Here is a 26677-nt window from a genome sequence, read left to right on the forward strand (position 1 = left end):
CTAGGCGTGGTGCTCGGCGATCACAGAGGCGTCCTTGTCGCCGTCGCCGGCGGCGATGACCGCGGCGAACTGCTCCCGGACGACGCCGAGTACGGGCATCGCGATGCCGTGGGCCTCGGCGGCCTCCATCGAGATCCGGATGTCCTTCTCCATCAGCTCGGAGCGGAAGAAGGCGGGCTCGTACCGGCGTGAGCGCATCAGCTCGGCCCTGAAGCGCATCACCATCGAGCTGAACCCGCTGGAGGCGACCGATCCGAGCAGCTGATCGCGGTCGAGTCCGGCGGCGGTGCCGTACGCGACGGCCTCGGCGAGCGAGGCGACCTGGGCGCCGAGCAGCAGGTTGAGGATGAGCTTCATGCTGGCGGCGGTGCCGGGGGCACCGAGGTGGACGACATCGTTGCCGACCGTCTCGAGGACCGGGCGCACCGTCTCCAGGTCCGCCGCCTCACCGGCGACGTACACCCGCAGTTCGCCCGAGCGGGCCTGCAGCGGGTTGCCGACGACACAGGCCTCGACCCGGCGCAGGCCCTTGTCGGCAAGGCGCTGCGCCGCCTCCCGTGCGTAGCCGGGCGACACGGTGGAGGTGTCGATGATGACGGTGCCGGGGGCAAGCACCGGCACCACCTTGCCGAAGAGGACGTCCTCGACGACCTTCTCGTCACTGAGGCTCAGCATGACCACGGAGTGGTCCGATGCGGCCTTCTCGGGGGCGTCGGCGAGCGTGGCACCCGCCTCGACCAGGCCGGCCGCCTTGCTCGCGGTCCTGTTGTAGACGGTGAGTTCGTACCCGCTGTCGAGCAACCGGCCGGCCATGCCGCCGCCCATGTTGCCCAGACCGAGGAACGCCACCTGACGGTTGTCCATGGAAAAGATCTCTTCTCTCTCGGTCCGGGCCGCTCAGTAGGCGGCGTCAACCTCATAGATGGCGAACCCGGCGGCCGTTCGCGTGTCCCTGAAGGGCCGCAGCGGCGCGGTGTCCTGACGGTGTTCCGCGCCCGACTCCCACTTCTGGAAGGCGGCCAGGGACTCCCAGCGGCTCATCACGACGAGCACGCTGGCGTCCATGGGGCTGCGCAGCAGCTCGTTGCCGAGCATTCCGGGCACCTTGGCCAGCCGCTCGCTCACCTGGTGGTAGGCCGTCCTGACCTGGGCCAGCTGCGCGTCGTCATGGGCCGCCTGGAAGACAAGGACCCTGACCTCACCGGGCATCGGCGGCGGCCTTGCCCTCGATGTGGGTGAGGATCTCCATCACGTGGAAGGAACCGCCCTTGCGGAACGGGTGGAGGGTCGCCCGGTGTTCGAGGTGGGTGGGGCTCTCCTCGAACTCCCGGAACCGCGGCTCGTCCACCCAGTCGCTGATGATGATGTACGTGCTCTCCTGGCCGGCCTCGCGGGAGAGCGACTGACCGAGGTTGGCCGGGTGTCCGGTCACCGCGTCGGTGCCCTTGTGCCAGGCCTTCTCGAACTCGTTCTCCTTGCCCGGCACCACTTCCAGGCGGAGCATCACACGGAAGGCCATCAGGAGATGCCTCCGTCGACGCCGATGGTGTTGCCCGTGACGTAACGGGACAGGTCGCTGGCGAGCCAGAGGATCGCACCGGCGACCTCGTCCGGCTGGCCGAGGCGGCCGAGCGCGGTCTTGGCGCTGTAGCGCTGGGTCATCAGGGTGCGCTGGTCCTCGGGCAGGTTGTGGAAGTTCTCGGTCTCGATGACACCGAGCGCGACCACGTTGAACCGGATGCCCTTGGGGCCGAACTCCTTGGCCAGCGAGCGGCTGAGGCCGACGAGGGCCGCCTTGGTCATCGTGTAGTGGGAGCGCAGCGGGATCCCGGCCTCGACGGCCTTGGAGCCGATGCTGACCACCGAGGAGCCCTCGCTCAGCAGCGGCAGCGCGTGCTGGATGACGAGGTGCGCGCCGGTGACATTGGTCGTCAGGATGCGGTTCCACTCGTCCAGGGAGAGGTCCGCGTACGGGATGTGGCTGATCGCGCCCGCGTTGTTGACCAGCAGGTCGATCGTGCCGTGGATCTCCTTGACCCGCTCGAGCAGGGTGGCTATCTCCTGCGGCTGGGAGAGGTCGGCGCGCAGCACATGATGGTCGCCGCCGATCTCCTTGAGCTCCCGCTCCAGGCTGGTGACGTAGTCGCTCTCGCGCTGGTAGCAGGTGACGACGTCGACACCCGCGTGCGCCAGAGCGAGCACGATGCCCCGGCCGACACCGCGCGTGCCGCCGGTGACCAGAGCCTTCTTGCCCCGAAGTTCGAGGTCCATGAGAATTCCTTCGCGTTAGGGAAAGTTAGAGCAGGACGCCGAGCGCCAGGCAGTTGACGACCAGCGCGGCGATGGTGAGCAGACTGCGCCGGTTGTTCCAGGCCCCCCAGATCTTGCGGGGGTCCTTGAAGTCCGCGGGCAGGTTGTCCGGGTCGAGAGTGCGCATCCACCGGTTGACCGGCACGTTCTTGACGACGGAGATCACGGCCGTGGTCACCGCTAGCACCGCTCCCACGGCGAACAGCGCCTGAGCCGCGGCGTCGGGCGCCGTGACGGCAAGCACCGTGTCCAGGACGAACGTGCCGACCAGACAGATGGGCATCGCGGGGTCGTACCGCTGCCCGAAGAACGCGTGGGCGTGCACATAGCGGTCGGTGGGCAGCGAGGCGAGGTAGGGCTGGCCGCCGAGCTGGGTACCGAAGAGCACTCCGGCGGCAAGACCGTTGAGCAGCAGCAGCAACGGAGTCAGATAGACGAGCACCTCTCGCTCCTCAGTGGGTCGTCAGACGCGCTGCGGACTCGACCTTCTCCTTGATGAGAGCCATCTGCACCAGGGTGTTGCGGTTCAGATGGGCGGTCATGCCCTCGTCGTCCACCGGGGCGGCGGGCTTCATGTGGAAGTCCTGGACCCAGCGCATACGGACCGCGCCGCCGGGCTCCTCGGTGTACTCCCAGTAGATCTTCATGAAGTCGAAGGGACCGGTCTCCACCCGCTCGGCGTTCACCGTGCGGGTCTTCGCGTCGCTGGTCCGCTTGGAGACCCAGCTCCAGACGTTGCCGTCGTCGTCCGGGTGCATGGTGAGCCGGAAGACGACGGTGTCGCCGTCCTGCTCGAGCACCTCGGCGGAGGCGTACTCACTGAACAGGTCGGGCCAGTTCGGTACGTCGTTGGTCATCTCCCACACCACGTCCAGCGGTGCGTCGATGACGATGGCGTTGTCGGTGTGTCCAGCCATGATTGATGCTCCTCTCGTCGTCAGCGGCCCAGCACGAGGGCCGAAGTGAATCCGCCGTGGCCGCGGGCAAGCACCAGGGCGTGGCGCAGCGGCAGTTCCCGGGGCGCGTCGGTGACCAGGTCGATCTCGATGCCGGGCGCGGGCTGCCGGGTCCCGACGGTGTGCGGGATGACTCCGTCGCGCAGCGAGAGCAGCGCGGTGGCCACGTCGAGCGGGGCGCCGCCGCCGTACAGCCGCCCGGTGAGCGTCTTCGGCGCGGTGACCGGGACGCCGCGGGGACGGAAGATCCCGGCGATGGCCCGTGCCTCGTCGAGGTCGTCCGCCGGAAGCCCGGAGGCGTCGGCGAACACCACGTCGATGTCCTCCGGAGCCAGCCCGGCATCCCGCAGTGCCGCTTCGGCGGTGCGGCGCAGTGCGCGCGGCCGGTCGGAGCCCGGAGCCGGGTCGAAGCCCGCGGCGTAGCCGAGCACCTTCCCGTACCCGTCGCCCGCCCCGCGCTCCTCGGCGGACTCCGCGCTCTCCAGGACGAGGATCGCGCCTCCCTCACCGGGCAGGTACCCGGACGCCTCGGCGTCGAAGGGCACATAGGCACGGTTCGTGTCCTGGACGGTGGAGAGCCTGCCGGTGGACAGCTGCGCGGTGAAGCCGTACGGGCAGAGCGAGGCGTCGGTACCGCCGGTGACGACCAGACGGGAGCCCTTGCGGGTCAGCCGACGGGCCTGTCCGATGGCGTCGAGGCCGCCGGCCTGCTCGCAGGCGAGCACCCCGCACGGGCCGCGCATCTTGTGCCGGATCGACAGCTGCCCGGTGGTGGCGGCGTAGAACCAGGCGATGGACTGGTACGCGCCGACCCACGAGGGGTCATGGGTGTAGAGCGCCGTCATCTCCTGCTGGCCGAACTCCGTGCCCCCCGAGGAAGAGGAGGTCACGACCGCCATCTCGTACTCGGGCAGCTCGGCCGGGTCGACCGCGGCGTCGGCCAGTGCGGCCTCCCCCGCGGCGAGGCCCATGTGCGTCCAGTGGTCGGTCTGCGAGATCAGCCTGCTGGGTACGGTCCCCTTGGCACTGAACCCGGGGACCTGCCCCGCGAGGCGTACCGGGTAGCCCGCCGGGTCGAACCGGTCGATGAGCCCGATGCCGGACTTGCCCGCGAGGACCGCGGACCAGTGGGCCTCGATGCCGATGCCGGTCGGTGCGATGATGCCCAGGCCTGTGATCACCGGAGGCCGGCTGGAGGTCACCGTCATCATGCGCCCCTTCCTGCCGCGGCCGCGGCCGAACCCGGCCGGGCGAGCAGCATCGCGGTCTGGAAGCCACCGAACCCGCTGCCCACACTGAGCACGACGTCCATGGCGTGGTCCCGGGCGGTGACCGGGACGTAGTCCAGGTCGCAGAGCGGGTCCTTGGTCTTCAGGTTCGCCGTCGGGGGAACCACCTGACGGTCCAGCGCCAGTGCGCAGGCGGCCACTTCGATGGAGCCGATCGCGCCGAGCGAGTGCCCGACCATGGACTTGATGGAGCTGACCGGGATGTCGTAGGCGTGGTCGCCCAGGCTCCGCTTGAACGCGGCCGTCTCGTGACGGTCGTTCTGCTTGGTGCCGGAGCCGTGGGCGTTGATGTAGCCCACCGCGGTCGGGTCCAGCTTCGCCTGGTCCAGGGCGACCCTGATGGCCTCGGCCATCTCGCGGCCTTCCGGCTTGAGTCCGGTCATGTGGTACGCGTTGCTGCGCCCGGCGAAGCCGACGATCTCGGCGTAGATCCGCGCGCCGCGGGCCAGCGCGGCCTCGCGCTCCTCGACGACCATGACCGAGGAGCCCTCGGCCAGGACGAAGCCGTCCCGCTCACCGTCGAACGGGCGCGAGGCGTGCTCCGGGTCGGCGTTGTTCGCCGTGGTCGCCCTGATGGCGTCGAAGCAGGCCAGGGTGATCGGGGAGATGGGGGCGTCGGTGGCACCGGCCAGCGCGACGTCCGCCGTTCCCTCCTCGATCAGCTGGACGGCGTGGCCGATGGCGTCCAGGCCCGAGGTGCAGCCCGTGGAGACCAGCGCCACCGGTCCTTCGGCCCCGACCTCCCAGGCGACCTCGGTCGCCAGGGTGCTCGGCACCATGTACCCGTACAGGTGTGGAACGCCGTACTCGTGGTCGACGAGCCACTTCTTGCCGCTGTCGCTGAGGACGACGTACTCCTCCTCGAGGCCCATCGTGCAGCCGACCGCGCTGCCCAGGCTGACCGCGAGACGCTCGGGGGCGATCGAGGAGAAGTCCAGGCCACTGTCCTGGGCGGCTTCCCGGGCGGAGACGACCGCGAACTGGGCGGCGCGGTCCATCCGCCGGATCTGGCGCTCGGTCAGGCCCTGGGCCGCCGGGTCGAAGTCCGCCTCCGCCGCCACCCGGGAGCGGAACTGGCTCGCGTCGAAGAGCGAGATGCTCCTGGTGGCCGTGCGGCCGGACGACAGGAGGTCCCAGAACGCTTCCCTGCCCACGCCGCCCGGTGCGACCGTACCTATGCCGGTGATGACGGCCCGTCTGGTCACCGTGCCCCGCCGACGTCAGGGTTGGACTCGTGCGGCCGCTGGGCCACCTCGGTGTCCACGTGGCCGAGCTCGGGGCGCGGCGCGAGCGGCGACAGGTGGAAGGCGCACGTGGCCGTGCTGTCACCGGTGTTGACGAGCCGGTGGCGCACCCCGATCGGCACGAGCAGCGATTCACCGGCGCCCAGCTCGATGACCTTGCCGTCCAGCGTCATCTCCAGCGTTCCGCTGATGACGTGGAGGAACTCCTCGGAGAACGGGTGGTAGTGCTCGGTGATGAAGTCGGCCGGGTCCAGGGTCATGACCCCGCCGAATCCCGAGGTGCAGCCGACTGTCTTGGGGCTCAGGGTGACGCGGATGTCGCCGCCGCGCTTGGTGTTGGCCTCGACTTCTTCGGTGGTCACTTTCACCGTGCGAGTAATGGCGGTGGTCACTGGATCCGCCCTCCGTCCTTGGTCCAGATGTAGAAGGGGTTGGCCATCGCGTCTTTCGGTTCTTTCCAGTTCGGGTCGTAGGGCTCCACGCAATCCAGCAGACGGGTGTTGATGTCTTCGTAGAGCGGGTGGCTGCGGGCCCGGTAGAGGTTGGGCGAGATGTCCTCGTCGGCCTCGACCAGGTGGAAGTAGAGCCCGTGGAACTGAAAGAGGGTCCGGCGGCTGACGCCGACCATGTGCGGCAGATCCGTCGAGTCGGAGTCGTGGAAGATCTGCGCGATGTCATCGGTCTTGTTCGGCTTCAGCCGGGCGACTATCAGAGTGCGATGCACGGTGTACCTACCTCCAGGTAGCCCGGTGACTGGGTTCGACGGGAACGTCTCACCGCGAACTGGAGACCTGCTCGAATCGGCCTCCAGCGTTCGGGCCCAGAGCGATTCGAGCCCGTCCCGAGGCATGTCGGCTGTGCTGCCCTGACACTGACCGGCCCGAGCTCAAGAGGGAGCAGGTATGGCCTTCGCCGCCATCACTTACGACATCAAGCCTGGATACGAGAAGGAACTCACCGAGATCTTCGGCGACTTCAAGCGCGTCAAGGGCAGCCAGGTGAAGGACCAGGCCGGCGAGTCGGCGGGCACGATTCTCGCCACCGCGGTCTTCCTGCGCGATGACACGCTGGTCCGCGTCATCGAGTACACCGGCGATCTGGAAGCCGTCGCCCGGCACATGGCCTCGCAGCCCGGCGTGCGCGAGGTGGAGAAGAAGCTGAAGCCCTACCTCAGCAAGCCGCGCGACACGGACACCGTCGAGGGCTTCGTCGCGACGTTCCGGCGGAGCCTGCTGAACACCGTCGCGCAGATCTCCGCACGGGACATCCCCGCCACGGCCTGACCCGGCGCCGTACGCGGCACGAAATGCCCTGAGCGGCGGTCTCCCTCAAGGGGGAGACCGCCGCTCAGGGCATGGTTCAGAGCGCGGTGACGCCCGCGGCCGTCACCGCCAGGGCCAGTACGGCCAGGGCCGTGCGCAGGAGATGCCAACGGCGCCACAAGGGGCGTGGATCCTCCCAGTCCGCGGGGAGCTGCTCCGGGTCGTCGACCGACTTGACCCGCCGGTTGATGGGAACGTTGCACAGGTGGGAGACGGCCGACACTCCCAGCAGGAGCAGCGCCCCCACCACGAACAGGGCCCTGGTCGAGCCGTCGCTCACCACCGCGAGCACCGCATCGACGAGCGTGCTGCTCAGCACGATGACCGGCATGGTGGGATCCCAGTTCCGGCCGAGCAGTTTGTGCGCGTACACGTATGTGCCGGTCTCCATCGCGAAGAGCGCGGGAAGGACGCTCAACGCGACCGCGAACAGCACACCTGCGGTGACACCGCTCCCCACGAGAGCCGCGATGCCCAGCACATCATTCATGCCGCGCTGTTCCCCGCCGGGTGGGTGTCCACGGTCAGCTGCGCGATCGAGCGCATCGTGGCGTCACGGAAGTACGCGGCGAACGCCTCGGGAGAGCTGGTGTCGCGCTTCTCCGCGAGGTACGGGGCGAGCTTCTCCTCGAGCATGTGCACGCCCTTCTGCGCGGCCATGTGCTTGCCGACGGCCGCGAAGTCGCCCTCGTAGTGGATGACCCGGATCAGTGTCTCGTCCTTCACGAAGACCCCGGTGCCAAGGAGACGGCCCGCCGCCGCACCGGTGTCCCCGGCGAAGTCGGGCCGGTCGACCCGCTGGAAACCGTCGAAGATCGCGGCGATCTCGTCCTCGTAGCCGGGCTTGATCCGGTAGGTGATAGCTGCGTACGGCATTAGATTCCTCCGTCGACTTCAATGGTGGTGCCGGAGACGTAGGCGGACGAGTCCCCGGCGAGATAGAGCACCGCGCCCGCGACGTCCTCGCACGTGCCGAGCCTGCCGAGGGCCGTCATGGCCGTGAGCCGCTCGATCAGGTGCGGCGGAAGTCCGCCGCCCGGCTCGGTCTCGGTCACTCCCGGGGCGACCGTGTTGACCCGGATACCGCGGGTGCCCAGCTCCTTGGCGAGTGCCCGGGTGAACCCGATGAGCGCCGCCTTGGACGCGCTGTAGTGGACTCCCAGGGGACGGCCGCGCAGGGCGACCGAGGCGCCGATGTTCACCACGGACGCCCTCTCCGCCAGGAGCCCGACCAGGGACTTGGTGACCAGATAGGCGGACGTGGTGTTGTGGTTCAGCACCCGGTGCCATTCGTCCTCCGCCAGCCGCTCGAACGGGACGTGCCCGTCGACGCCGACGTTGTTCACCAGCACGTCCAGGCCCTCGAACCGGTCACGTACGACTCCGGCGACCGCCTCGGCGCCCTCGCCGGTCGTGACGTCGGCCTGGACGAGGACGAACTCCGCTCCGGCGTCGGCGAGTTCGGCCTCCAGCGCCTTGGACGCCTCGCCCTCCGTGCGGTGCACCACGACGAGCCGGGCACCGGCACGGGCGAAGGACAGCACCGTCGCCCGTCCGATGCCGCGGGTTCCGCCGGTGACCAGTACCCGCTTGCCCGCCAGGCCGGAGCCCGGTGCCTGGGGCTCAGCGGTCATCGGACCGCGCCGGCACGCGGGGCGGCGGCGATCAGCTTCAGGAGCATGCGCGGCGTCTCGGCCTCGGCGACGGCGTCGTCGTCGAGGACGATCCCGTGCCTGCGGTCGATGACGCCGGTGACCTGAAGCAGGGCGAGGGAGTCGTAACCGAACTCCAGGAAGGGGGTGTCGAGGGCGCTGTCGCCCTCGAAGGTCATTCCCTCCTCCGGAGCACCGACGCATTCGAGCAGCAGCTCACCGAGTTCGGGCAGGGATATGTCGCTCACAGTGGTTCCTTTCGGTCTTCCTACTGAGGGTTCGATTGAGGAGGGCGAGATCAGTTGGCCCTTGCCAGCAGTGGTGAACCGGCCACGCCGGCCGCCACCAGGGGGTCGACGTCGAGTTGGGGCGAGGAGTCCAGCAGGGCGCGGTAGAGGTGGTCGATGCCGGGCGAAGGGTCGAGCCCCAGGGTCCGGCTGAGGGCCGCGCGCAACTGGTGGTAGATCCCCAGCGCGTCACTGCGGCGCCCGGCGCGGTACAGCGCAAGCATCAGCTGCTCGTGAAGACCCTCGTGCAGCTGGTGCCGGGCTGCGAGCCCGGAGAGCTCACCAACCAGCTCATAGTGGCGTCCGAGCCTCAAGTCGGCCTCGATTCGCCGGTGAAGAACGCTCATCCGGGACTCTTCGAGCCGGGTGGCCTCCACCTCCAGGAGCGCCCCGCACTGGACGTCGGCCAGCGCGCGGCCCTTCCACAGGGCGAGCGCACGGCCCAGGTAGTCGGAGGCGGCGGCCCAGTCGCCCTGCTCCAGGGTCCGGTGACCGGCCGAGGCCAGCGCTTCGAACTCCCTGACGTCGACGACGCCGCCGTGGCTGTCGAGGCGGTAGCCGCCGGACTCGGTGACGAGCACGCTCTTGGCGCCGCTCGGCAGGCCGGTGTACTGCTCGCCGAGTGCGGAGGCGATCAGATGGCGTATCTGGAGGATGTAGGTCTGGAGGGTGGTCTGCACACTGCGCGGCGGGTTCTCCCCCCACACCTCCTCGACGAGCGTGGCCACCGAGACGGCCTCGTCGGCGTGGACGGCGAGCAGCGCGAACACCTTGCGCGGCTTCACAGCGGTGAGGTGCATGTGCACCCCTGAATGGGCGGTTCTGAACGGGCCGAGAAGACTGATGTCCATCCGAGGAACTCCTTGGGAACGAAGTGAGGTCAGCCGACGGCAGGCGACAACGGGGACCCGGTGTGCGGCGCCGTCTCGCGCAGCGCCTCTCCGACGGCATGCGGCGCGTCGTGTCCGCGAACGAAGAAGTGGGCGCCGGGAACGCTCTGCAGTGCGAAGCCCGCGGTGGTGCAGCGCTCCCAGGCCTGGACGTCGGCGCTCGAGACCATCCGGTCCTCGATGCCCGCGAAGGCCTTCACGGCACAGGGGAGAGCTGTGATGGGGGCGGACCGCAGGCTGCGTGCCAGTTGGAGGTCCGCCCGGAGCGTGTCCAGGGTCATGCTCAGCCACTCGGGACGGCTCAGCAGAGCCTCGGGCATGCTCTCTTCGTCATTGAGGGAATCGATCAGCTGCTCGTCCGACAGGCCGGGCGCCCGGGTGGCGTCCAACAGCGCGGACGGCAGCTGGGGCGCGGCACACGCGCCGACCAGCAGCATGTGCGGCAGCCTGCGTCCCGTCCGGGCCCGGTGCAGCGCGAACCGGTAGGCGACCAGTGCCCCCAGGCTGTGCCCGTAGAAGGCGTACGGACTCTCGAGCAGTGGCCCGAGATCGTGCTCCAACTCCTCGACAAGACGCGCCGCTTCGGTGATCCGTCCTTCCCTCAGCCTGGATTCCCGGCCGGGCAGCCGCACGGGCAGCACCTTCACGTCCGGCCCGATGCGCCGCTGCCAGCCGGCGAACGTCATGGCACCCGCGCCCGCATGGTGGAAACACAGCAGGTTCAGCTGTCGTGTTTCCCCGGCGGGTGGTTCTGCGGCCGGCGGCCGTACCGCAAGATATCGATGCACCGGTCAGCCCCCCTTCCGTTCGACACCGCTCCGTGGAGTGGTGTACGAGCGTCGCCCGGGGTTCTGGAAAGAGACTCAACGACCCCTTGAGTTCTGAACAGGGGCGCTCAGAGCCGGCAGCAGTGCCGCGACGGGCCCGGCCATGCGTGAGCCCGAGAATCCGGGATCGTGCACGGCCGCGCTGACCGTGTACCTGTCGGCGACGGTCCAGCTGTGGAACGCCCATTCCCAGCCCGTTCCCGGTGATCCGTCGGGCCGCTGCAGCTGCACCTGTTCATCGCGCGCGGTGAAGCCGAACTCGCAGAACCTGAAGCGCAGCCCCTGGCCGATCGCTTTGCTGTACGCCTCCTTGAGCGTCCACAGCCGCACCACTTCCCGGTTCCTGTGCTCCTCCTCGATCGCCGCCAGCGCTTCCAGCTCATAGGGAGTGCACACCTGGCGTTCCGTGCCCAGGGCCAGCATCCGCCGGTCCTTGAACTCGGTGTCGACGCCGACCCGCCGGTGCCGGGTGAGGCCCACGACGAGCAGCTCCTCGGTATGGCTCAGGCTGATGTCCAGCTGGTCGATGCCCCGCAGATAGGGGCGGCCGCCGGGCTTGTAGGCGAGCTCGAGGTCCTCGGGGCTGACCCCGAGCACCGCGCCCGCGGCGGATTTCAGGAACAGCCGGGAGGCGACGAACCGCTCCCTCAGCTGCGGCAGGCTGATCCCGGCCACCCGCCGGTGGTCGGGGCCGAGTGCCGCGGCGACGTCCGGATCGGCCGGGTCGGCGGGGAGCCAGTCCTCCACCGCCGCCCAGACCACCGCCGTGCCGTGGGACGCGACATCCTCGCGCACCCGCTCCCAGGAGTCCGCGGGGCCGTGGTTCCGCAGCGGCCGCATCACGCCACCGGCTGCCCGCAGAGCACCGCCAGGCGTTCTCTGAGATCGCTGATGGTGGACACCCCGTCGAACAGGTCGGCCAGGGACGCGTCCGCCAGCCGCGGGACGCGCTCCTCCAGGGCGCACTTGAGCTCGATCATCATGACCGAGTCGAAGACGAGGTCGCCCTGGAAGCGGTGGGTTCCGACGAGCCCGCCGGCTGGTTCGCCCAGGACGCGGGCCACGGCGTCCAGTAGGTCCTGGTTCACTGGATTCTCCTCAACTCACCATGAATGGGCTTGACATGGGATGGCACAGGGAGGTGCTCAACGACCGATCGAGGTGGCGTAGAGGTCGTAGCTGCGGGCGCCCTCGAAGCGGGAGAGCAACTCTTCGACAAAGCGGTCCGCCGCGGCCGCGGGCGCGGGCCCGGCCGTGCTGTCGAGGCGCCGCAGGATGCGGGCGAGCGCCATGACCGCCCAGAGGGGTTCGCCGAGGAACCCGCCGGCCCCCGCCTGGTGCCGCCAGATCCCGAGGCAGGCGGCGCCCGCCGCGATCAGCGCGTAGCGGTCGGCCAGTGCGTAGGCCCGCGGGCTCACGGCCCGGTCGCCGGAGCGTGCGCCCAGCGCCGTACCGGCTTCGCGCAGTGCGGACAGCTCGGCGCCGAGCCTGGCCGCGGACTCTCCCAGTCGCACACCGAACTCCCCTCCCGCCGCGGCCGCACGGGCCGCCGAGGACTCCAGTGACCCCAGCAGAGAGTCACCGTCCGGGGGAAGCACCAGATCGTCGTGGCGCACGGGCGGCAGCCCGTCGCCGAACGGCTGGAACAGCCCGGCGGGCGCCTCGCCCCCGCCGGGTGCCACCAGGTCCGGCACCTGGAGCAGGTGGTCGATGAGGACCCCCCGGCTGGCGGCGCCGCCCGCGCTGCCCAGGCCGATCATGGGCAGATCGCGCACCGTCTTCTGGAAGATGCCGTAACTCCCGCTCCTGGCGTACGACTCGGAGCCCAGCACGATCGACAGGTCGTACACCGCCTCGGTCAGGACGGTCGGCAGCAGGTACTTGACGGCGGCGCTGAACGTGTTGCTCTGCCGGGGCAGCAGATGGACGGCTCGCGTGGCCACCAGCGCCAGAGCGTCGCACAGCAGCAGATCGGCGAAGGCGTCGGCCAGTGCGGTGCGGGTCCGGGGGCTCTGCAGCGAGGCGCGGCTGCGCAGCCGGCGCGAGCGGGCGAACGCCACCGTGGTGCGCATCGCCGTATCGGCGCAGCCCAGTGCCATGGAGGGGCCGATGGCGCGGGTGACGGGAAAGGCCCGGCGGGCCAGCACCCCGGCCCCGCCCGCCCGGCCGACCAGCTGCTCCGTGCTGACGGGGTGTCCGGAGAACTGCAGGCCGTGCACCAGGGAGCCCCGGATGCCCGTGGTCTCGTACCGGCCGAGCAGCGCGGCCGTGGCGCTGTCCGCCCGCGGTCCGTCGATGAGGAAGGCGCTGCGGTCGCCCCGCCCGGTGTCCGGGCCATCGGCGAAGATCAGCAGTGACTGGGCGCGGGCCGCGTTGTTGAGGGCCTCTTTGCGGCCGTTCAGCCGGTAGCCCGCCCCCTCCACGAGGGTCGAGAAGCGGTTGCGCAGAAAGTCGTTGCCGGTCGGCGGCTCCGGATAGGCACAGGCGATGCGGCCGCCGGACAGCAGCAGGTCAGCGACGGCACGCTGCTGGGCGGCCGTCCCGTCCGCCCACACGATGACCCCGGCCAGGTAGGACGTGACCCCGTACCCGAGGCCCAGGGACGCGTCCCTCCGGAAGACGGCGCGCACCACCCGGGCGAGCACATCGAGACGCTCCAGCCTGCCCCCAAGACGTCCGGGCACGAACTCGGCGTTCAGGCCGAACTCGTCGAGCACTCGCTCGGCGGGGGCCAGCGGCCGGCCGGCCGCGTCGGCCGCCAGCAACTGCTCGGCGCCCAGCGGGTTTCCGGGATCGTCCAGATCGCCAAGCCTGTGCTCGAGCCGGGCGATGCGCTCCTGTGCGGCGACCTCCGACGCGTCCGCCCTGTTCACCACCGTTGTCATGTCGCCCCTCCCTGTGCGGAACCTGCGTCACCCCTGGGTAGTCACCAGGGCTCAAGAGGACCTCAAGTGCCGGCCACGAGGGTTCTTGTCGGGACCGGGACCGGCCGCACAGTGGAGCGCGTCGCCGTAGAACTGACTGCCACCGGGCACCCAGAAACCGCCGTAGGCCACCAGGGCGTACCACACGGGTCGGACCAGGCGATTGATGATGATCCGGGCGAACAGTCCATGAGCCGGTACAGCGGGCGCGAGTGCCGGCACGGGTGCGGCGGACGGCTCCGCGGCAGATGTCTGTGTCGTGTGCGTCATGCCTTCATCCCCTCCTCTTCTCCCGGAACGGGAAGGGGAATGTGGCCCGCTGTGCTCGGTGAGTGCTCGAGCGGAGCTCAAGCACCCCGCCCGGCACGCGGCCGGGCGGCCGGTCCGTCAGCCCGGAAACCGGGTCAGACCGGCTCCTCCTCGACGAGCGGGCCCGCGCTCAGGGCGGACAGCACGCCCGCCAGATGGACCGCGTTGCTCTGCGGACCGCGGCAGACGGGCAGCACCTTGGGCCCCTTCGCCCCGCCGATCCTGCGCAGGAACGGGGAGAGGACCGCCTTGGGGCCGATCTCCACCACATGGGTCGGGGCATGTTCGGCGAACAGCAGCCGGGTGGCGTCGGCGAACCGCACCGGCGACGTGATCTGCGACGTCCAGTACGCGGCGTCGAGCGGCCCGTCGTACCTCCGGCCATACACCGTGGAGTAGAACGGCACCTGGGGCTTCCCCCCGGTCAGCCGCTGGGCCACCGTCTGGAACGCCGGTGCCGATGGCTCCATCAGGGGCGAGTGAAAAGCATGGGTCACCTTGAGGAACGTACTGGAGATGCCACTGGCGTCCAGCCGCTCCTGGGTCCGGTCGAGACCGGCGAGGTCTCCGGAGAGGATCGTGGCCCGCGCCGCGTTGAACGCGGCGATGGACACGCGGGGTTCGGTGGCCGTCGCCTCGGCCGCCTCGAAGGGATCCGCACAGGTCGCCATCATGCCGCCGCCCGGGGGCAGTTCCTGCATGATCGCGCCCCGGTGGGACACCAGCTCGGCGGCGTCCGCGAGCGTGAGCGCACCGGCGACGGTGGCCGCCGCGAACTCCCCTATGCCGTGGCCCAGAACGGCCTCCGGCCGCACGTCCTCCTCCAGCAGGGTCATGGCCAGGGCGTACTCGACCGCGAGCAACGCCGGCTGGGTCACCGCGGTCTCATGGATCCGGGGGTCCTCGGAGAGGACCACCTCGGTGACGGACACCCCGAAATGGGGCATCACCACGGCCGCGGCCTCCGCCAGATGGCGGCGGAAGCTCGTGGAGTTGCGGTACAGGCCCACGGTCATGCCCCGGTGCTGGCTGCCCTGCCCCGTGAACACGAACGCGGTGCGGATCCGTGAGGACGCCCGGGGCCGGTCCGCGCTGAGCGCCGCCAGGTACCAGGCCAGTTCCCGCACGGTCGGCTGGTCCCACATGTCGGTCGGATCCAGTACGAGCCCGAAGGTGTCCTCGATCTCCCCGAAGAGACTGAGCATGGCGACCGAGTCAAGGCCCCGTTTCAGCAAGGGTGTGTCCAGCGGCACCTCTCCCCGCACATACCGGCCGATGTGCTCCTGCAGCCAGGCGGCGAACACCTCGTCCCGGGGCCCTCCCGGTACCGCTTCGCTCATGTTCTGTTCCTTCTTCGAGGAGTGAGCCCGGCGGCATCCGACAGTGCCGCCAGTTCGTCGTCCAGGTGCTCGCACAGGGGGCGCAGACGGCCGTTGAGGAACAGTTCCCGCATCGCGCCGCGTTCCACCTTCCCGCTGGTCGTCCGGCGCACCGTGCCCGGACGGACCAGGAGCACCCCGCCGACGGGCACTTCGAACTCCTCGGTGATGCACCGCCCGACATCGGCGGCCAGCGCCCCGAAGTCGAGGTCGTACCAGCGCTGGGTGCGCACCTCCTGCACGATCACGATCCGTTCGCGTTCCCCGGTCACGCCGAAGGCGGTGCCCGCCCCGAACAGGGCGCTGATCTGCTGTACGGCGTACTCCAGATCGTGTGGGTACAGATTCCGCCCGGCCACCACGATCATGTCCTTGATCCGGCCGGTGACATAGAGGTGGCCCTCCTCCAGCGTGCCCAGGTCCCCGGTCCGCAGGAAGGGCGACTGTCCGTCCGCCGTGGCGGCGTTGAAGGTCCGCGCGGTCTCGGACCGGTTCTGCCAGTATCCGGCCGCGACACTCCCGCCGCGCACCCAGATCTCGCCGATCTCGCCGTCCGGCAGCACGGCCCGGGTCCCGGGTTCGACGATGCGTATCTCACCGCCGACCGGCCGCCCGCTGGAGAGCAGCGTACGGACGGGCTGCCCCTCGCGCGGCTTGCGGATCAGGTTCTTCTCCAGCTCCGCCACGTCCACGGCGAGTTCGGCGCCCTGCTCACCCGCGGGGGTGGCGGCGACCAGGAGCGTGGACTCGGCGAGACCGTATCCCGCGGTCATCGCCTGCGGCCGGAACCCGGCCGGGGCGAAGCGCCGGGTGAAGGCCTGCCGCGTCCCGGCGCGCAGCGGCTCGCCGCCGCTGACCGCCGTGCGCCAGCCCGACAGGTCGAGTCCGGCGAGCTGATCGTCGCTCACGCGCCGCACACAGAGGTCGTACGCGAAGTCGGGTGCGCCGCTCACGGCGATCCCGTACTCCCCGATGGCCTGGAGCCAGCGCACCGGCTGCCGGACGAACGCCTCGGGCGAGAGCAGCACGGAGGTGCCGCCGAGCCACAGCGGGTGGAGCAACTGGCCGACCAGACCCATGTCGTGGTGGAACGGGAGCCAGCCGCCGACGGACTCCCCCGGTGAGGTGCCCAGCGCTTCCACGAGCGCCCGCTGATTGGCCATCAGGTTCTCGTGGGTGACCGCGACCCCGCGCGGGACGCCGGTGGCCCCGGAGGTGTACTGCAGATAGGCCACCGCGTCCGGCACATGGTCCGGCATCCGCCAGGGCGCGGAGGCGGGCACGGCGTCGGCGGCCAGGCACATGATGCTGCCCGACGCGGACTGGACGAGCAGCCGCGACACATCGGGGGCCTGCGCCGCATCGGTGAGCACGACGGCGGGAGCCGCGTCCTTGACGATCCCCGAGACCCGGGCCTCGTTGTGGCCGCTCCGGTGGCTCGATGGCACCGGCACGGCGATGACCCCGGCGTACAGGCAGGCGAGGAAGCTCACGGCGAACTGGTGACGCGACTCGTGCATGAGCAGCGCCCGCTCACCCTGCACGCCCCGGTCCTGGAGCCACCCTGCGAGCACGCGTGCGGAGGCGTCGAGGCTGCGGTAGGAGACCGTCCTCGGCCGTCCGCGCGCACTGTCGTCGGGCAGCAGGACCATCGCTTCGCGCTGTGGCGACTGCTCCACCCGGGTACGCAAGAGTTCGATGAAGTTCCGGTGACCTTCCAATGTTCCCCCTGGCGAGTGCGGGCGCAGGCTCCCACCCATGCCGGTGCCCGCTACGACCCGGACCAGGAACATATGTGCGGACAGTGGAGACTGGCTCGATCACGACTCGGCGTACGGTGCCGAAGGCCGCCGTCCGGGCCCCACCCGTACGCGGCCTCGAGAGCTCCCCGAGCGGCGTCGGCTACGCAGCGGCCCCTGCCAAGTGCCGCCCGCTCCTCGGGGTACGGGCCGCACGCAGGGCGCGCAGGAATCCCGTCGCGGTGTCCGTCTCCCGCAGGGTCTCCCTCAGCAGCTCCCACGCCCCGTCCCGGTCGGCCCAGCCGGTCCCGAACCCGGCGTCGAGCTCGGCGAGCGCGGCGTCGCACCAGGCGTGCCCGGCGAGCCGGTGGCGCGCCGAGGCGAGCCGGGTCTGACGCAGCAGCATCAGTTCCGGGGCCCGTTCAAGCCCGGTACGCGCGGCGACGGCGCCCGCGGCATCCAGGGCATCGGCGACACCGCGGCACTCCGCGAGCTCGGCGTCGAGGGCCAGGTCGGCGGCCATAAGACCCCGGCTGAACCGCTCCTCATCGGCGAGAAACCCGGCGACGGCCTGCGCGGAGTGCTCGTCAAGGCCGGTCTCGACGAGAAACGCGGGGGCCTGGACCAGTTGCCCGATGAGCAGCGCCCATCCCTCGGAACGCAGCCCGCACAGCGACCACCGCTCCGCGAGACAGAGCCCGGACGGGCGTGCGGCGTACTCGGCGATGTGCCCGATGGCGTGCTGGAGCTGACCGTACGACAGCGGGGTGACCCCCGTGTCCACGCTGAGCAGCGAGAGACCGGGCAGCCGCACCGGTGTCACCTCGGTCCGGACTCCCGGCCGGCTGATCAGCCTGACCTTGTGGGCGGGCGGCAGCAGCCCCCGCGCACGGATCTGTCCGACCAGACCGAGGAGCACCTCACCGAAGCGGGGCAGCGGAAATCCGTTGGCGGCGGACACCACGTGCTTGTTGTCCGCCGACAGCACATCCGCCTTCCTGCCCTTCCCGGTCCGCAGCAGGCGCCAGTTGTGCTCGCGGGTGCCGTCGCCCAGGCCTGCCGCCCGTGCCCACGACTGCGCGAGGGGGGCCAGGTCCACGACGGGCGCGGTGATGTCGATGCGCTGCACAGGCGTTCCCGGCAGCGGCGGCAGCACCGGACCCGAGCACCGCCAACGCTCGTCCCGGTCGGGGCCGTCGCCTCGCTGCCGACGGCGCTGCGCCAGCCACTGCCAGACCTCCCCCACCCGTTCCCTCGCCTCGGCGCGCTGCCTCTCGTACGCGTCACGGCGGCCGTCCTCGTCGGCTCCCAGGTCCGGCGTGGTGCGCAGGGCGGGCGCCGGAGGCCCGCCGCCCCCGGCGAGTTCGGTGACAAGGCGGGACAGACCGAGAAAGGCCACCTCGTCGGTGAGGCGTACCGCACGCTGCGGGGCAGGCTCCGGGTCCCGCCCGGCCAACCCCCTTCGCCCCAGCTGCAGATCGGCGACCAGCTCCTCGATGTCCTCGACCTCGCCACCCGCTCGCCGGCTCTGCTCCCGCTCCCGCTCTTCCGGCTCCGGCTCCGCGGGAAGCGGCGGGGCGGCAGCTGCCACTTCGAACCCGTCGATGGCCAGGTTCGTACGCTCGTCACGGATCATCGGTGGCCCTTCGCTCGCTGGGAGAACCGTTGCCGGAAGCGTCGGCAGGCGCGTCCAGGACAGGTCGAGATCCACTGGAACGGGACGGTCTCCGGCATTCCTCGAGTACTTCCTGACCACCGGAAGACACCATGACGAGGCACAGGCCCAGCAGCCCCGCGGGACGACCGAAGTGGTGGCAGATATGAAAGCGACCCTGTTGCTGCGGCGCGCTCTGAACGCGGTGTGGCAGAGCCTCATTGCCTTTGGCCTGCTCTACACGATCGGCGAGCTGAAGAGAGCGGAAGCCTTGCAGGAAAACGCGGCCGAGCCGCTCGACGCTCCCCCGCCGGGCCACCCCGAAAAGCTGTGCCCCGACATTCCGTTGACGCCCGCGGAACACGCGCTCGCGCTGGAACTCAAGAACGGCTGAGGAAGAACCACCGGCCGTTACGGGCGGGCGGGCACTACGTCCGCGGTGGCCTGAGACCGCGGAGTCTTCACTCCGACCTTCCCCGCTCCCACGGTCCGCGGGTCGACGGCTTCGAGCGGGGAGCCCACCCGGTAGGGACACGCGGGGTCATTGGGCCGGTTGGGGCGGTCGTGCGGCAGCAGATAGAACGTACGGCGGGCGAACAGGCCGCTGTCGGCGCTGCGTGGCGCGGTCGGAGCCAGGTTGGAGTAGCCGATGAGCCGGCCGTCGCGCTCGTACCGTGGCTTGCCCTTACGGGTGTTGACCTTGTCCAGGGCCTGCCGGACATAGTCGAGGTCTTCGGTGTTCTCCAGCCAGACGACCTCGGCTTCCTGGGCGAGATCGCCTTCCTGCGGAATCGCGCTCATCAGGCCTCCTGGGTCTCAACGGCCGGGCAACGACCTGTGGATGTGGCATGTACGCCGCTCGGCTTCCGGGCTCCTTGAGCGAGCCGGGGCAGCGGGCGTCGTCCATCGTACGGTCGGCAGGCGGCCTCATCCGGACCGCAGCGGTTCTTCACTGCGTCCCGCGTCCCTGGCCGGCGGCGCTGTCCTCGGCGAGAAGTGCGAGGCCGGGGTAGAGCTTGGTGGCGTTGCTCTTGATCATTTCTGCGGGTGAGACCAGGCCGAGTTCCTGCCGGATGCGGCTGGCGAAGGCGCGGCTGGTGGAGGGCCTGATCCCCTCGTCGGAGCACCAGCGCCCGTAGGTCTCGAACAGAAGCTTCTGTTCGACGCGCAGTTCCGGGTTGGCGCGCCCGTCCAGGCCCCTGGTGCAGCATTCGGTGATGAAGCGGCCGACGTGGTCCTCGGTGGTCTCGTAGGCGGCGGTCGCCACCCGCACCGAGGCCGGGCCGGTGAGCGGGTCGCGGGTGGCGAGGTAGCGCTGTGCGCCCTCGATCAGCCAGTGGAGGATGCCTGGGCCCTCGTCACGCACGAGTTCGGCCGCCAGATTGTCGATCTTCCGCTCGTCGGGCACGCTCCGCTCGAACGGGATGATCCGCATACGGCGCCAGAACGCATAGCCGCCGGTGCCGACTTCGGGACGGTGATTGCCGAGCAGCCACAGCTTGTGGGTGGGGGTGAAGGTGAAGAAATTCTGCCGCATACGCCGGGCGGTAATGGTGTCGCCGCCGGTGAGGAGCTTGACGCGGGCTTCGTTGAACTTGTCGTTGGGTTTGAGTTCACTGCACACGACGATGCGCCGGCCGTGCAGTTCGGTGAGCTCCGTGGAATGTTCGGTGAACTTGCCCTTCTCCATGAGGAATCCGGGCGGGGCGGCGTTGGCGTAGTCGCCCAGGATCTGTGTCATCACCTCGAGCAGCACGGATTTGCCGTTGGCCCCGGAGCCGTAGAGAAAGGGCAGGACCTGCGCGCCGACGTCGCCGGTGATGGAGTAGCCGAGCAGCAGGTGCAGAAAGCGGGTGGTCTCCAGGCCTTTCGCGTCATCCCCGAAGGTGTCGCGCAGAAAGCTCTGCCAGCGGGGAATGGACATGCTGTGGGGTGCCACGAGGGTGGCACGCGAATGCATGTCGGTGAGCGGATCCGGCTTGCGGAGCTTCCCGGTCCTGAGGTCGACGATCCCGGACGGGGTGCACAGGGCGTAGATGTCACCGTCCAGGACGTCCGGGTTCAGGCGCAGGCCGGGCGCGGCCTGCGCCTGGTACAGCAGGGCTTTGAGCCCTGAGGTCGATTCGGAGTGCCGGCGGTGCGCGGCCAGCGCGCGGTCGCTGAACTTGCCCTGAGGGTCATGCTCGGAGATCTGCTCTGCCATCTCCCCGGCGGCCCACACCGCCGCTTCGTCGCCGCCGCTCAGTTTCCAGCGGTACTCGTCCCAGGAATGCCAGCCCATCCCGATGACATAGCGGAACTGGTCCCGGTAGAGGCGGGCGAACAGTTTCGCGTTGCCTCGGTCGGTCAGTGCGCCGGGCAGCAGACCCGTCGGGGACGCGGTCGGGGACGCGGCGGGCGGGCAGCGTGCGTCGGTCTGCTGGGCCGGCAGGCCGGGGGGTGGCTCTGGCAGCGCGAGGTCGAGGCTCTGCTGGCGGATCTGGGCTGCGGCCGCTTCGGCGTCGAAGCGGGTGGGCTCGGCGCTCATACGCGTCCTCGGGGGTGGAGTGGGCGCTGGGCGCCCGCAGACAGAGCGGACTCGATGATCGTGAGATTGCGGCCCTCTTGGGCAGGGCGTGCGGCGCGGGCCGTCTCCAGCAGCAGGGCCCGCGCCTCTCCCCTCGCGAGATGGCCCCCTTGGACCAGGCCGCCGGCCGTGTAGGCGGCCCGGTTGAGCTTTTCCGTGAAGCTCGCGCCTTCCGGCGTTGCCGCGCAGGCGGCGACCTCGGCCAGGAGAGGGTTCAGAAGGCGTTCGGCGCCTTTGACCGAGCGTCGGCGGCGGGTCGCTTCGGGTGCGGCGGCGGGTCGAGGGATCTGGGCAGGGGCAGCGGCGGGGGCAGGGACGTGCCGGGTGCGCGCGAGTTCTGCCGCCAGCCAGTCCGGCAGCGGCTCCGGGACGCGGGCCGCTCCCACCGGACGGTAACTGCCTGCGGTGGTCCGGGTTCCGGGGGCCACGATGTAGCCGTTGTCGGAGCGCACATCCACCAGCCAGGCCAGGGCCGTCTTCGGGCTGGACCCCGTGGAGGAGCGGTAGCGGATGGTGGGATGCGGGTTGCGGTACCAGATGTGGAGTCCGCCGGAGGGCGTGCGCACCCGCAGGGTTCCGGTGTCCTGCGCCGGACTCGGCTGCCCGCGGAGCGCCGCAAGGAGCGCCAGGGTGTCGAAGCCCGTGGCCAGACCGTCGAGGTTGACCTGCGGGGAGATCGGGATCCCCGGCAGGAGCCGGGACCGGTCGGGAACCTGCGCCGCGTGGGCATCGACATCGAGAACGACCAGGTCCGCGGGACCGCAGGAGACGCCTACGCCGAAGCGTGACCGCTCGTGCCACCAGGCGTCGATGCGGCCGGGATCCGTGGTCGCGGCGTGGAACCCGTGGCACCACCGGCCCGCCTTCCTGCACGGGCACGAAGCGGGCGTGTGCCGGTCCGCCTTGCAGGCCTGGCAGTTGGCCGGCGGCACCTTCTGTCGCGGGGCGAGCGGATGTACCGGCCAGCCCGCACGGGCACACCACCGGGCGATCACGTTTCCGTGCACGGCCTCGTCCCTCTGCGCGGTGGGGGGCTGGCGGGTCAACGGATCGTCCTTGTCACAGTGTGTGTCGGTCTCCGGCGGGGCCAACGGGTCTGAAGGGACTGGGATTTCGGCTTTGAGGCCCGAGCGTAGCCCACGGGCGGGGGCCGGGAAGGGCGATCTTGGCGTATCGGGGATTCTGGGTCCCGTCAGTCCCGCAGCGTCAGGGAGCGCGGGTACCCGCGTCTCCGGTTCAGTCCCGCCACAGCGTCGACGCTTCAGTCCCGCTCAGCGAAACACCTGGTCAGAGGGGGTCTCCCCGCTGACTACGGGACTGACGGGACCGAAGCTCGTAGTTATCAGCTGTTCAGAAGAGCTCTTCTACATTGCGGGCGCGTGCGTGTTGGGTGTGACTCCTTGGGTGATAACTACCAGTCTCAGCCCCGTCAGCCCCGTGCCGGGATGAGGTCACATGCGCTGACCTGGGCTTTCTCCGCAATCCTGGGTACGGGACTGAAGAGGTACGGGACTGAAGCCCCGCACGCGGGGGCGACGATGTGTGCTGCGGCGCTCTCCTCGAAGAAGGCGCGGGTACGTTCGTCGCCCACGAGGCCTGAAAGACTCGTGGGCGACGAATTCCGCCTCGTACGACGCTCCGTATGAACCTTGAATTCTTCACCGAAAAATTCGGCAGGATACCCGGTGCCTATAGAGATCCGAAAGAGATCCGCTTGAGTACACATCGGGCCCCACCGGATTCTCAGGCTGCGAAGAGGTCGAAGGTCGAGGTGCGCCGGGGACCCGCGGTGACATCCAGCTGCGGGTCGACGGTGAGCATGGCCTGATGCAGCCGCTGGAGCTGGGGCGAGGGCTCGACACCCAGATCGTCGATCAGCCGCACGCGCAGCTTGCGGTACACCTCCAGCGCGGAGGCCTGCCGGCCGGACCGGTAGAGCGCCACCATGGCCTGCGAATGCAGCCCCTCGTGCTGCGGGTGACGTGCGGTCAGCTCCGCGAGCTCGGCCAGCAGCTCGGAATGCCGTCCGAGCCTCAGATCGGCGTCGATCCGCCGTTCCACGGTGACCAGCCGGCTCTCCTCCAGGCGCATGACCTCGATCTCGAGGATGGGGCCCACCTGTACGTCCACCAGAGCGGGCCCGTTCCACAGGTCGAGCGCCTGGCGGAACCGGTCGGCGGACACGTCGTTGGCGCCCGCCTCGAAAGCGGACTGCCCCTCGGCGACCAGGTAGTCGTACTGGTGCACGTCCACGCAGTCTTCGGGTATCTGCAGCAGATACCCCCCGTGCCGGGTCGCGAGGACGTCCTTGGCACCGCCGGGGGCGCCTGGCCCCATCGCCGTGCCAAGCCTTCTGCGCAGCTGAAGGATGTATGTCTGCAGGGTGGTGAGCGCGCTCCTCGGCGGCTCTGTCTCCCAGATCTCGTCCATGAGCGTCGGAACAGGCATCACCCGCCCTGGATAGAGGGCGAGGAGCGACAGGATCTGCCGCGGCTTACCCGCTGTCGGAACAATCGAACCCCCGTTGACTTCAGCACTCAACGGACCCAGAACCTGAATCTTCACGTTCTTCCTCCGTACCTCGTCGAGTTGCTCTTCGAGTTCCTCTCAGTGGCCAAAAACAAGCACTCCGAGCAAGCTAGCCGGATCCGTGCCGGGCAAGCGGATTTCTCTACCCGACCTCTAGTTGGTCTCCATCTGTGGTGTTGTGAGAACGAAACAATCACTGAGGACTTCTCGTTCTGATTGCGGCGCGATCTCTATGGACCTCTGAAAACCTCTGCGAACCTCTGAAAACCTCAGAGCCTCTATGGACTTCTGAGGATTTCCAAGGACCTCAAGAACGTACGGACGGGAACATACGGACGGAGCATCCGGACCAGCAGTGAGCGGCTCAGACCGCCCACATGCCCTGTGCGGCGTATCCGGCGTGTGGCCATGTCCTGACCGCGGCCGCGCCGGGGGGCACCAGACTCGGCACCATCAGGTCCCACAACGCGCCGACTCGGTGCCGCAGTTCGGCGTACGGCATTCCGGTCTCCGACATCACCTCGATCACGCAGACCGCGGCGGCCACCAGCGTCTCGGGGCCCTCCCCCCGCGGGCGCTTGCGCAGCTCGCCCGTGTCGCGGGCCTGTCGCAGCAGCTCCCAGACGGTGGAGATCCAGACCCCGTGCAGGTCGTTCGCCGAGGACAGCAGCCCCGTGCGCTCACGGGCGATCCGGAAACCGGCCCGGACGGCCGGCTCCTCCTGGAGTGTCCGGGCCAGCCAGTAGGTGAGGTCGATGATCGACTGCAGCGGCGAGACGCCTGCGGCCCTCAACTCCCGTACCGCACCGTCCAGAAGATCGCGGCCGCGCTGCAGCACCGCGTCCGCGAGCTCTTCCTTGGAGGTGAAGTGGAAGTACAGCGCCCCCTTCGTCACTCCGGCCGCGTCGGCGATATCGCTCAGGGTTGCGTTCGTGTATCCATGGCGATGGAACAGTTCGGAGCCGGCGTGCACCAGGCGTTCGCGGGTCCGCTCCGATCGTTCCTGAACCCCGCGCCCCATCGCGGCGCTCAGCTCACGCGCACGAGGCGCTCGCCGCCGGTCTTCTCCGGCTGCGTCGGGGCCTCGGGGCTGGTCATGAGGATCGAGCGCTGCACCCTGCGCAGGCGGGCCGACGGCTCGATGCCGAGGTCCCGTACGAGCGTGCTGCGCAGGCGCTGATACACGTCGAGCGCCTCGCCCCGCCGCCCCGCCCCGTGCAGCGCCAGCATGAACTGGGCGTGCAGATTCTCGTGCGTGCGGTACCGGCTGACCAGGACGGTGAGTTCGGCGAGCAGCTCACGGTGCCGGCCGAGCCGCAGATCGGCCTCGATGCGCTGGTCGAGTGCGCACAGCCGGCTCTCCTCGAGCCGCTTGGCCTCCATCTCGAGCTGCGCCCCGGTCTGTACATCGGCGAAGGCGGACCCGGACCAGAGGCCGAGTGCCTCGCGCAATTGCTGTGCGGCGTCCCGGAAGTCTTCGGAGTCCATGGCCCGATACCCCGTACCCGCGAGCCGCTCGAACTCCCGGACGTCACTGGTGCCGCCGCCCCGGAGCAGATACCCGCCGGGCAGGGTCACCAGCACGTCCTTGGCGCTGCGTCGCGGCTGCCCTTCGACCGGTTCGTCCTTCTCGAGGGCGACAGCGATGAGCTCACGCAGCTGTAACACATAGGTCTGCAGGGTGGTGCGCGCGCTGCGCGGCGGTGTGGCGGCCCACAGCTCCTCGATGAGCGAGCCGACGGGCACCACCTGGTCGGCATGGAGCGCCAGGAGGGCCAGAACCTGTCGCGGTTTCGGTGCGGTCGGGGTGATGGACACCCCGTTCTCCCTCACGGCCAATGGACCCAGTACGTCGATCTCCATGCCGTCTCCCCTATCCCTGTGCGGTTCTAGGCACTCCACGATTACAAAACAGGACGGACGGTTTGTCAATACTAAACCGTTCAGGCTGTTTTTACGGGAGGGCATCCAGGGAAGGCCGACGGGAACCTGCACCTATTTACGCCTATATTTCACACTAATGGATCCCAATAAGCGTGCCGGATACAGTAGTTGACGGTTCGAATAGGGCGACCCTTCATCCCCTCGAACCCCAAACGGCGAGGAGCTCCCCTCCCGCATGAGCTTCGGAACAGCCGAAAAGCAGACCAGCCGGTCTGCTTATGCCGGGGGCTGTGCACTGAAGGGTGTGCCTGCGGGCTTCACTCGCTCCAGCACCCCGGGCGCCGCGAGCCGGGGCAGCATCAGCTCCCAGAACGGGAGGAGCCTGCCCGTGGAGATCCAGTCGCGGTCCTTCGCCCCGAGCATCTCGAAGCCCACCATGGCCGCCGCCACGACGGTCGCGGCATCGGCCGCGGGCACCCCCGCGGCGAGTTCCCCCTCGCGCTCGGCTTCCTGCAGCACCTGCTCGATCCAGTGCTGCCACTGCCCTCGCAGATCGGCGCTGCGGTCCCTGAGCGCGGCGCAGTTGCTCAGCCTGAACCCGGCCCTGACCACCACGTCCTGGTCCAGCCTGCTCATGAGGTAGTACGTCGCGTCGACCAGCCGCTGCAGCGCACCCGATCGCCTGCCGTCCGAGCGGGCGATCTGCCGGATGACCTCGGCCGCCTCCTCCTCCACCGCACGGGCCAGTGTGCTCTTGCTCTCGAAGTGGAAGTGCAGCGCGCCGTTGCTCACCCCCGCCCTCTTACTGATGGTGGTGAGCGAAGCCGGTGCGAACCCCTCCCGGGCGAATGCCTCGGCAGCGGCGTGCACCAACAACTCGCGCGTGCGCGCCGCACGCTCCTGCTTCGCCATCGAG

Annotated in this window: 32 protein-coding genes; 2 read left to right on the forward strand and 30 right to left on the reverse strand. The window is 69.7% G+C overall.

Annotation, left to right across the window (positions count from 1 at the left end; genetic code table 11):
• The 10 genes from ACGFSB_RS34305 to ACGFSB_RS34350 are packed head-to-tail and all read right to left on the reverse strand — an operon-like array spanning position 1 to position 6523.
• Complete coding sequence (locus ACGFSB_RS34305; RefSeq protein ID WP_393407580.1) at positions 1 to 864, reverse strand: NAD(P)-dependent oxidoreductase; 864 nt, start codon at positions 862 to 864, stop codon at positions 1 to 3.
• 33 nt (positions 865 to 897) lie between these two features.
• Positions 898 to 1209, reverse strand: a complete 312-nt coding sequence (locus tag ACGFSB_RS34310; RefSeq protein ID WP_393407584.1) for an antibiotic biosynthesis monooxygenase family protein — start codon at positions 1207 to 1209, stop codon at positions 898 to 900.
• Positions 1199 to 1519, reverse strand: a complete 321-nt coding sequence (locus ACGFSB_RS34315; RefSeq protein WP_393407586.1) for an antibiotic biosynthesis monooxygenase family protein — start codon at positions 1517 to 1519, stop codon at positions 1199 to 1201. Before ACGFSB_RS34315 ends, ACGFSB_RS34310 begins: the two co-directional genes overlap by 11 nt.
• Positions 1519 to 2271, reverse strand: coding sequence for an SDR family NAD(P)-dependent oxidoreductase (locus ACGFSB_RS34320; protein ID WP_393407589.1), 753 nt, complete (start codon positions 2269 to 2271; stop codon positions 1519 to 1521). The genes ACGFSB_RS34315 and ACGFSB_RS34320 overlap by 1 nt, the downstream gene beginning before the upstream one ends.
• Before the next feature lie 25 nt (positions 2272 to 2296).
• Positions 2297 to 2752 carry a DUF1772 domain-containing protein gene (locus ACGFSB_RS34325; RefSeq protein WP_393407592.1) on the reverse strand — a complete coding sequence of 152 codons (456 nt, stop codon included), beginning with the start codon at positions 2750 to 2752 and terminating at the stop codon, positions 2297 to 2299.
• 10 nt (positions 2753 to 2762) lie between these two features.
• Positions 2763 to 3227, reverse strand: a complete 465-nt coding sequence (locus ACGFSB_RS34330; RefSeq protein ID WP_393407594.1) for an SRPBCC family protein — start codon at positions 3225 to 3227, stop codon at positions 2763 to 2765.
• 20 nt (positions 3228 to 3247) lie between these two features.
• Positions 3248 to 4477 (reverse strand): ketosynthase chain-length factor, encoded by a 1230-nt coding sequence (locus tag ACGFSB_RS34335; protein ID WP_393407597.1) that lies wholly within the window; start codon positions 4475 to 4477, stop codon positions 3248 to 3250.
• Positions 4474 to 5760 (reverse strand): beta-ketoacyl-[acyl-carrier-protein] synthase family protein, encoded by a 1287-nt coding sequence (locus ACGFSB_RS34340; protein WP_393407599.1) that lies wholly within the window; start codon positions 5758 to 5760, stop codon positions 4474 to 4476. The genes ACGFSB_RS34335 and ACGFSB_RS34340 overlap by 4 nt, the downstream gene beginning before the upstream one ends.
• Entirely contained in the window at positions 5757 to 6191 is a 435-nt protein-coding gene (locus ACGFSB_RS34345; RefSeq protein ID WP_393407602.1) for a cupin domain-containing protein, read from the reverse strand. The genes ACGFSB_RS34340 and ACGFSB_RS34345 overlap by 4 nt, the downstream gene beginning before the upstream one ends.
• Positions 6188 to 6523, reverse strand: a complete 336-nt coding sequence (locus tag ACGFSB_RS34350; RefSeq protein ID WP_393407605.1) for a TcmI family type II polyketide cyclase — start codon at positions 6521 to 6523, stop codon at positions 6188 to 6190. The genes ACGFSB_RS34345 and ACGFSB_RS34350 overlap by 4 nt, the downstream gene beginning before the upstream one ends.
• Positions 6524 to 6701: 178 nt before the next feature.
• On the opposite strand from ACGFSB_RS34350, the gene ACGFSB_RS34355 reads away from it, so the two are divergent.
• The gene (locus ACGFSB_RS34355; protein WP_393407607.1) at positions 6702 to 7082 is read left to right on the forward strand and encodes a SchA/CurD-like domain-containing protein; all 381 of its coding nucleotides are present in this window, start codon (positions 6702 to 6704) and stop codon (positions 7080 to 7082) included.
• Positions 7083 to 7158: 76 nt separating this feature from the next.
• On the opposite strand, the gene ACGFSB_RS34360 is transcribed toward ACGFSB_RS34355, so the two are convergent.
• The 13 genes from ACGFSB_RS34360 to ACGFSB_RS34420 form a co-directional block, all read right to left on the reverse strand.
• Positions 7159 to 7611, reverse strand: a complete 453-nt coding sequence (locus tag ACGFSB_RS34360) for a DUF1772 domain-containing protein (protein ID WP_393407610.1) — start codon at positions 7609 to 7611, stop codon at positions 7159 to 7161.
• Entirely contained in the window at positions 7608 to 7997 is a 390-nt protein-coding gene (locus tag ACGFSB_RS34365; RefSeq protein WP_393407613.1) for a SchA/CurD-like domain-containing protein, read from the reverse strand. The genes ACGFSB_RS34360 and ACGFSB_RS34365 overlap by 4 nt, the downstream gene beginning before the upstream one ends.
• The gene (locus ACGFSB_RS34370) at positions 7997 to 8755 is read right to left on the reverse strand and encodes an SDR family NAD(P)-dependent oxidoreductase (protein ID WP_393407616.1); all 759 of its coding nucleotides are present in this window, start codon (positions 8753 to 8755) and stop codon (positions 7997 to 7999) included. The genes ACGFSB_RS34365 and ACGFSB_RS34370 overlap by 1 nt, the downstream gene beginning before the upstream one ends.
• A complete protein-coding gene (locus ACGFSB_RS34375; RefSeq protein WP_393407619.1) occupies positions 8752 to 9021 on the reverse strand; it encodes an acyl carrier protein in 270 nt (89 codons plus the stop codon). Before ACGFSB_RS34375 ends, ACGFSB_RS34370 begins: the two co-directional genes overlap by 4 nt.
• A 50-nt stretch (positions 9022 to 9071) precedes the next feature.
• On the reverse strand, positions 9072 to 9911 hold the full coding sequence (locus ACGFSB_RS34380; protein ID WP_393407622.1) for a BTAD domain-containing putative transcriptional regulator: 840 nt from the start codon (positions 9909 to 9911) through the stop codon (positions 9072 to 9074).
• A 29-nt stretch (positions 9912 to 9940) separates the two neighbouring features.
• The gene (locus ACGFSB_RS34385) at positions 9941 to 10738 is read right to left on the reverse strand and encodes a thioesterase II family protein (RefSeq protein ID WP_393407625.1); all 798 of its coding nucleotides are present in this window, start codon (positions 10736 to 10738) and stop codon (positions 9941 to 9943) included.
• A gap of 75 nt (positions 10739 to 10813) precedes the next feature.
• On the reverse strand, positions 10814 to 11617 hold the full coding sequence (locus ACGFSB_RS34390) for a 4'-phosphopantetheinyl transferase family protein (protein WP_393407628.1): 804 nt from the start codon (positions 11615 to 11617) through the stop codon (positions 10814 to 10816).
• Positions 11617 to 11865, reverse strand: a complete 249-nt coding sequence (locus ACGFSB_RS34395) for a phosphopantetheine-binding protein (protein ID WP_393407631.1) — start codon at positions 11863 to 11865, stop codon at positions 11617 to 11619. The genes ACGFSB_RS34390 and ACGFSB_RS34395 overlap by 1 nt, the downstream gene beginning before the upstream one ends.
• Positions 11866 to 11922: 57 nt before the next feature.
• On the reverse strand, positions 11923 to 13662 hold the full coding sequence (locus tag ACGFSB_RS34400) for an acyl-CoA dehydrogenase family protein (protein ID WP_393407634.1): 1740 nt from the start codon (positions 13660 to 13662) through the stop codon (positions 11923 to 11925).
• A gap of 51 nt (positions 13663 to 13713) precedes the next feature.
• Positions 13714 to 13971, reverse strand: a complete 258-nt coding sequence (locus tag ACGFSB_RS34405; RefSeq protein ID WP_393407636.1) for a hypothetical protein — start codon at positions 13969 to 13971, stop codon at positions 13714 to 13716.
• A gap of 134 nt (positions 13972 to 14105) precedes the next feature.
• Positions 14106 to 15350 (reverse strand): acyltransferase domain-containing protein, encoded by a 1245-nt coding sequence (locus ACGFSB_RS34410; protein ID WP_393407638.1) that lies wholly within the window; start codon positions 15348 to 15350, stop codon positions 14106 to 14108.
• Complete coding sequence (locus ACGFSB_RS34415) at positions 15347 to 17068, reverse strand: fatty acyl-AMP ligase (RefSeq protein WP_393407641.1); 1722 nt, start codon at positions 17066 to 17068, stop codon at positions 15347 to 15349. Before ACGFSB_RS34415 ends, ACGFSB_RS34410 begins: the two co-directional genes overlap by 4 nt.
• Positions 17069 to 17291: 223 nt before the next feature.
• A complete protein-coding gene (locus ACGFSB_RS34420) occupies positions 17292 to 18764 on the reverse strand; it encodes a hypothetical protein (protein ID WP_393407644.1) in 1473 nt (490 codons plus the stop codon).
• A 184-nt stretch (positions 18765 to 18948) separates the two neighbouring features.
• Between ACGFSB_RS34420 and ACGFSB_RS34425 the strand changes: the two genes are divergently transcribed.
• The gene (locus tag ACGFSB_RS34425; protein WP_393407646.1) at positions 18949 to 19176 is read left to right on the forward strand and encodes a DUF6059 family protein; all 228 of its coding nucleotides are present in this window, start codon (positions 18949 to 18951) and stop codon (positions 19174 to 19176) included.
• A 17-nt stretch (positions 19177 to 19193) separates the two neighbouring features.
• On the opposite strand, the gene ACGFSB_RS34430 is transcribed toward ACGFSB_RS34425, so the two are convergent.
• The 7 genes from ACGFSB_RS34430 to ACGFSB_RS34460 form a co-directional block, all read right to left on the reverse strand.
• Positions 19194 to 19583: a DUF6009 family protein gene (locus tag ACGFSB_RS34430; protein ID WP_393407648.1), complete on the reverse strand. Its 390-nt coding sequence runs from the start codon at positions 19581 to 19583 to the stop codon at positions 19194 to 19196.
• 148 nt (positions 19584 to 19731) lie between these two features.
• Entirely contained in the window at positions 19732 to 21309 is a 1578-nt protein-coding gene (locus tag ACGFSB_RS34435; protein ID WP_393407651.1) for a phage/plasmid primase, P4 family, read from the reverse strand.
• A complete protein-coding gene (locus ACGFSB_RS34440; RefSeq protein WP_393407729.1) occupies positions 21306 to 22340 on the reverse strand; it encodes a bifunctional DNA primase/polymerase in 1035 nt (344 codons plus the stop codon). The genes ACGFSB_RS34435 and ACGFSB_RS34440 overlap by 4 nt, the downstream gene beginning before the upstream one ends.
• Before the next feature lie 751 nt (positions 22341 to 23091).
• Positions 23092 to 23913, reverse strand: coding sequence for a BTAD domain-containing putative transcriptional regulator (locus ACGFSB_RS34445; RefSeq protein WP_393407653.1), 822 nt, complete (start codon positions 23911 to 23913; stop codon positions 23092 to 23094).
• 328 nt (positions 23914 to 24241) lie between these two features.
• Positions 24242 to 24898: a ScbR family autoregulator-binding transcription factor gene (locus ACGFSB_RS34450; protein WP_393407655.1), complete on the reverse strand. Its 657-nt coding sequence runs from the start codon at positions 24896 to 24898 to the stop codon at positions 24242 to 24244.
• A gap of 8 nt (positions 24899 to 24906) precedes the next feature.
• Complete coding sequence (locus ACGFSB_RS34455) at positions 24907 to 25740, reverse strand: BTAD domain-containing putative transcriptional regulator (RefSeq protein WP_393407657.1); 834 nt, start codon at positions 25738 to 25740, stop codon at positions 24907 to 24909.
• A 297-nt stretch (positions 25741 to 26037) separates the two neighbouring features.
• Complete coding sequence (locus tag ACGFSB_RS34460; RefSeq protein WP_393407660.1) at positions 26038 to 26673, reverse strand: ScbR family autoregulator-binding transcription factor; 636 nt, start codon at positions 26671 to 26673, stop codon at positions 26038 to 26040.
• Positions 26674 to 26677: the final 4 nt, after the last annotated feature.

Origin of the sequence: Streptomyces sp. NPDC048441 (genome assembly GCF_043200235.1) — a bacterium.
GTDB lineage: Bacteria > Actinomycetota > Actinomycetes > Streptomycetales > Streptomycetaceae > Streptomyces.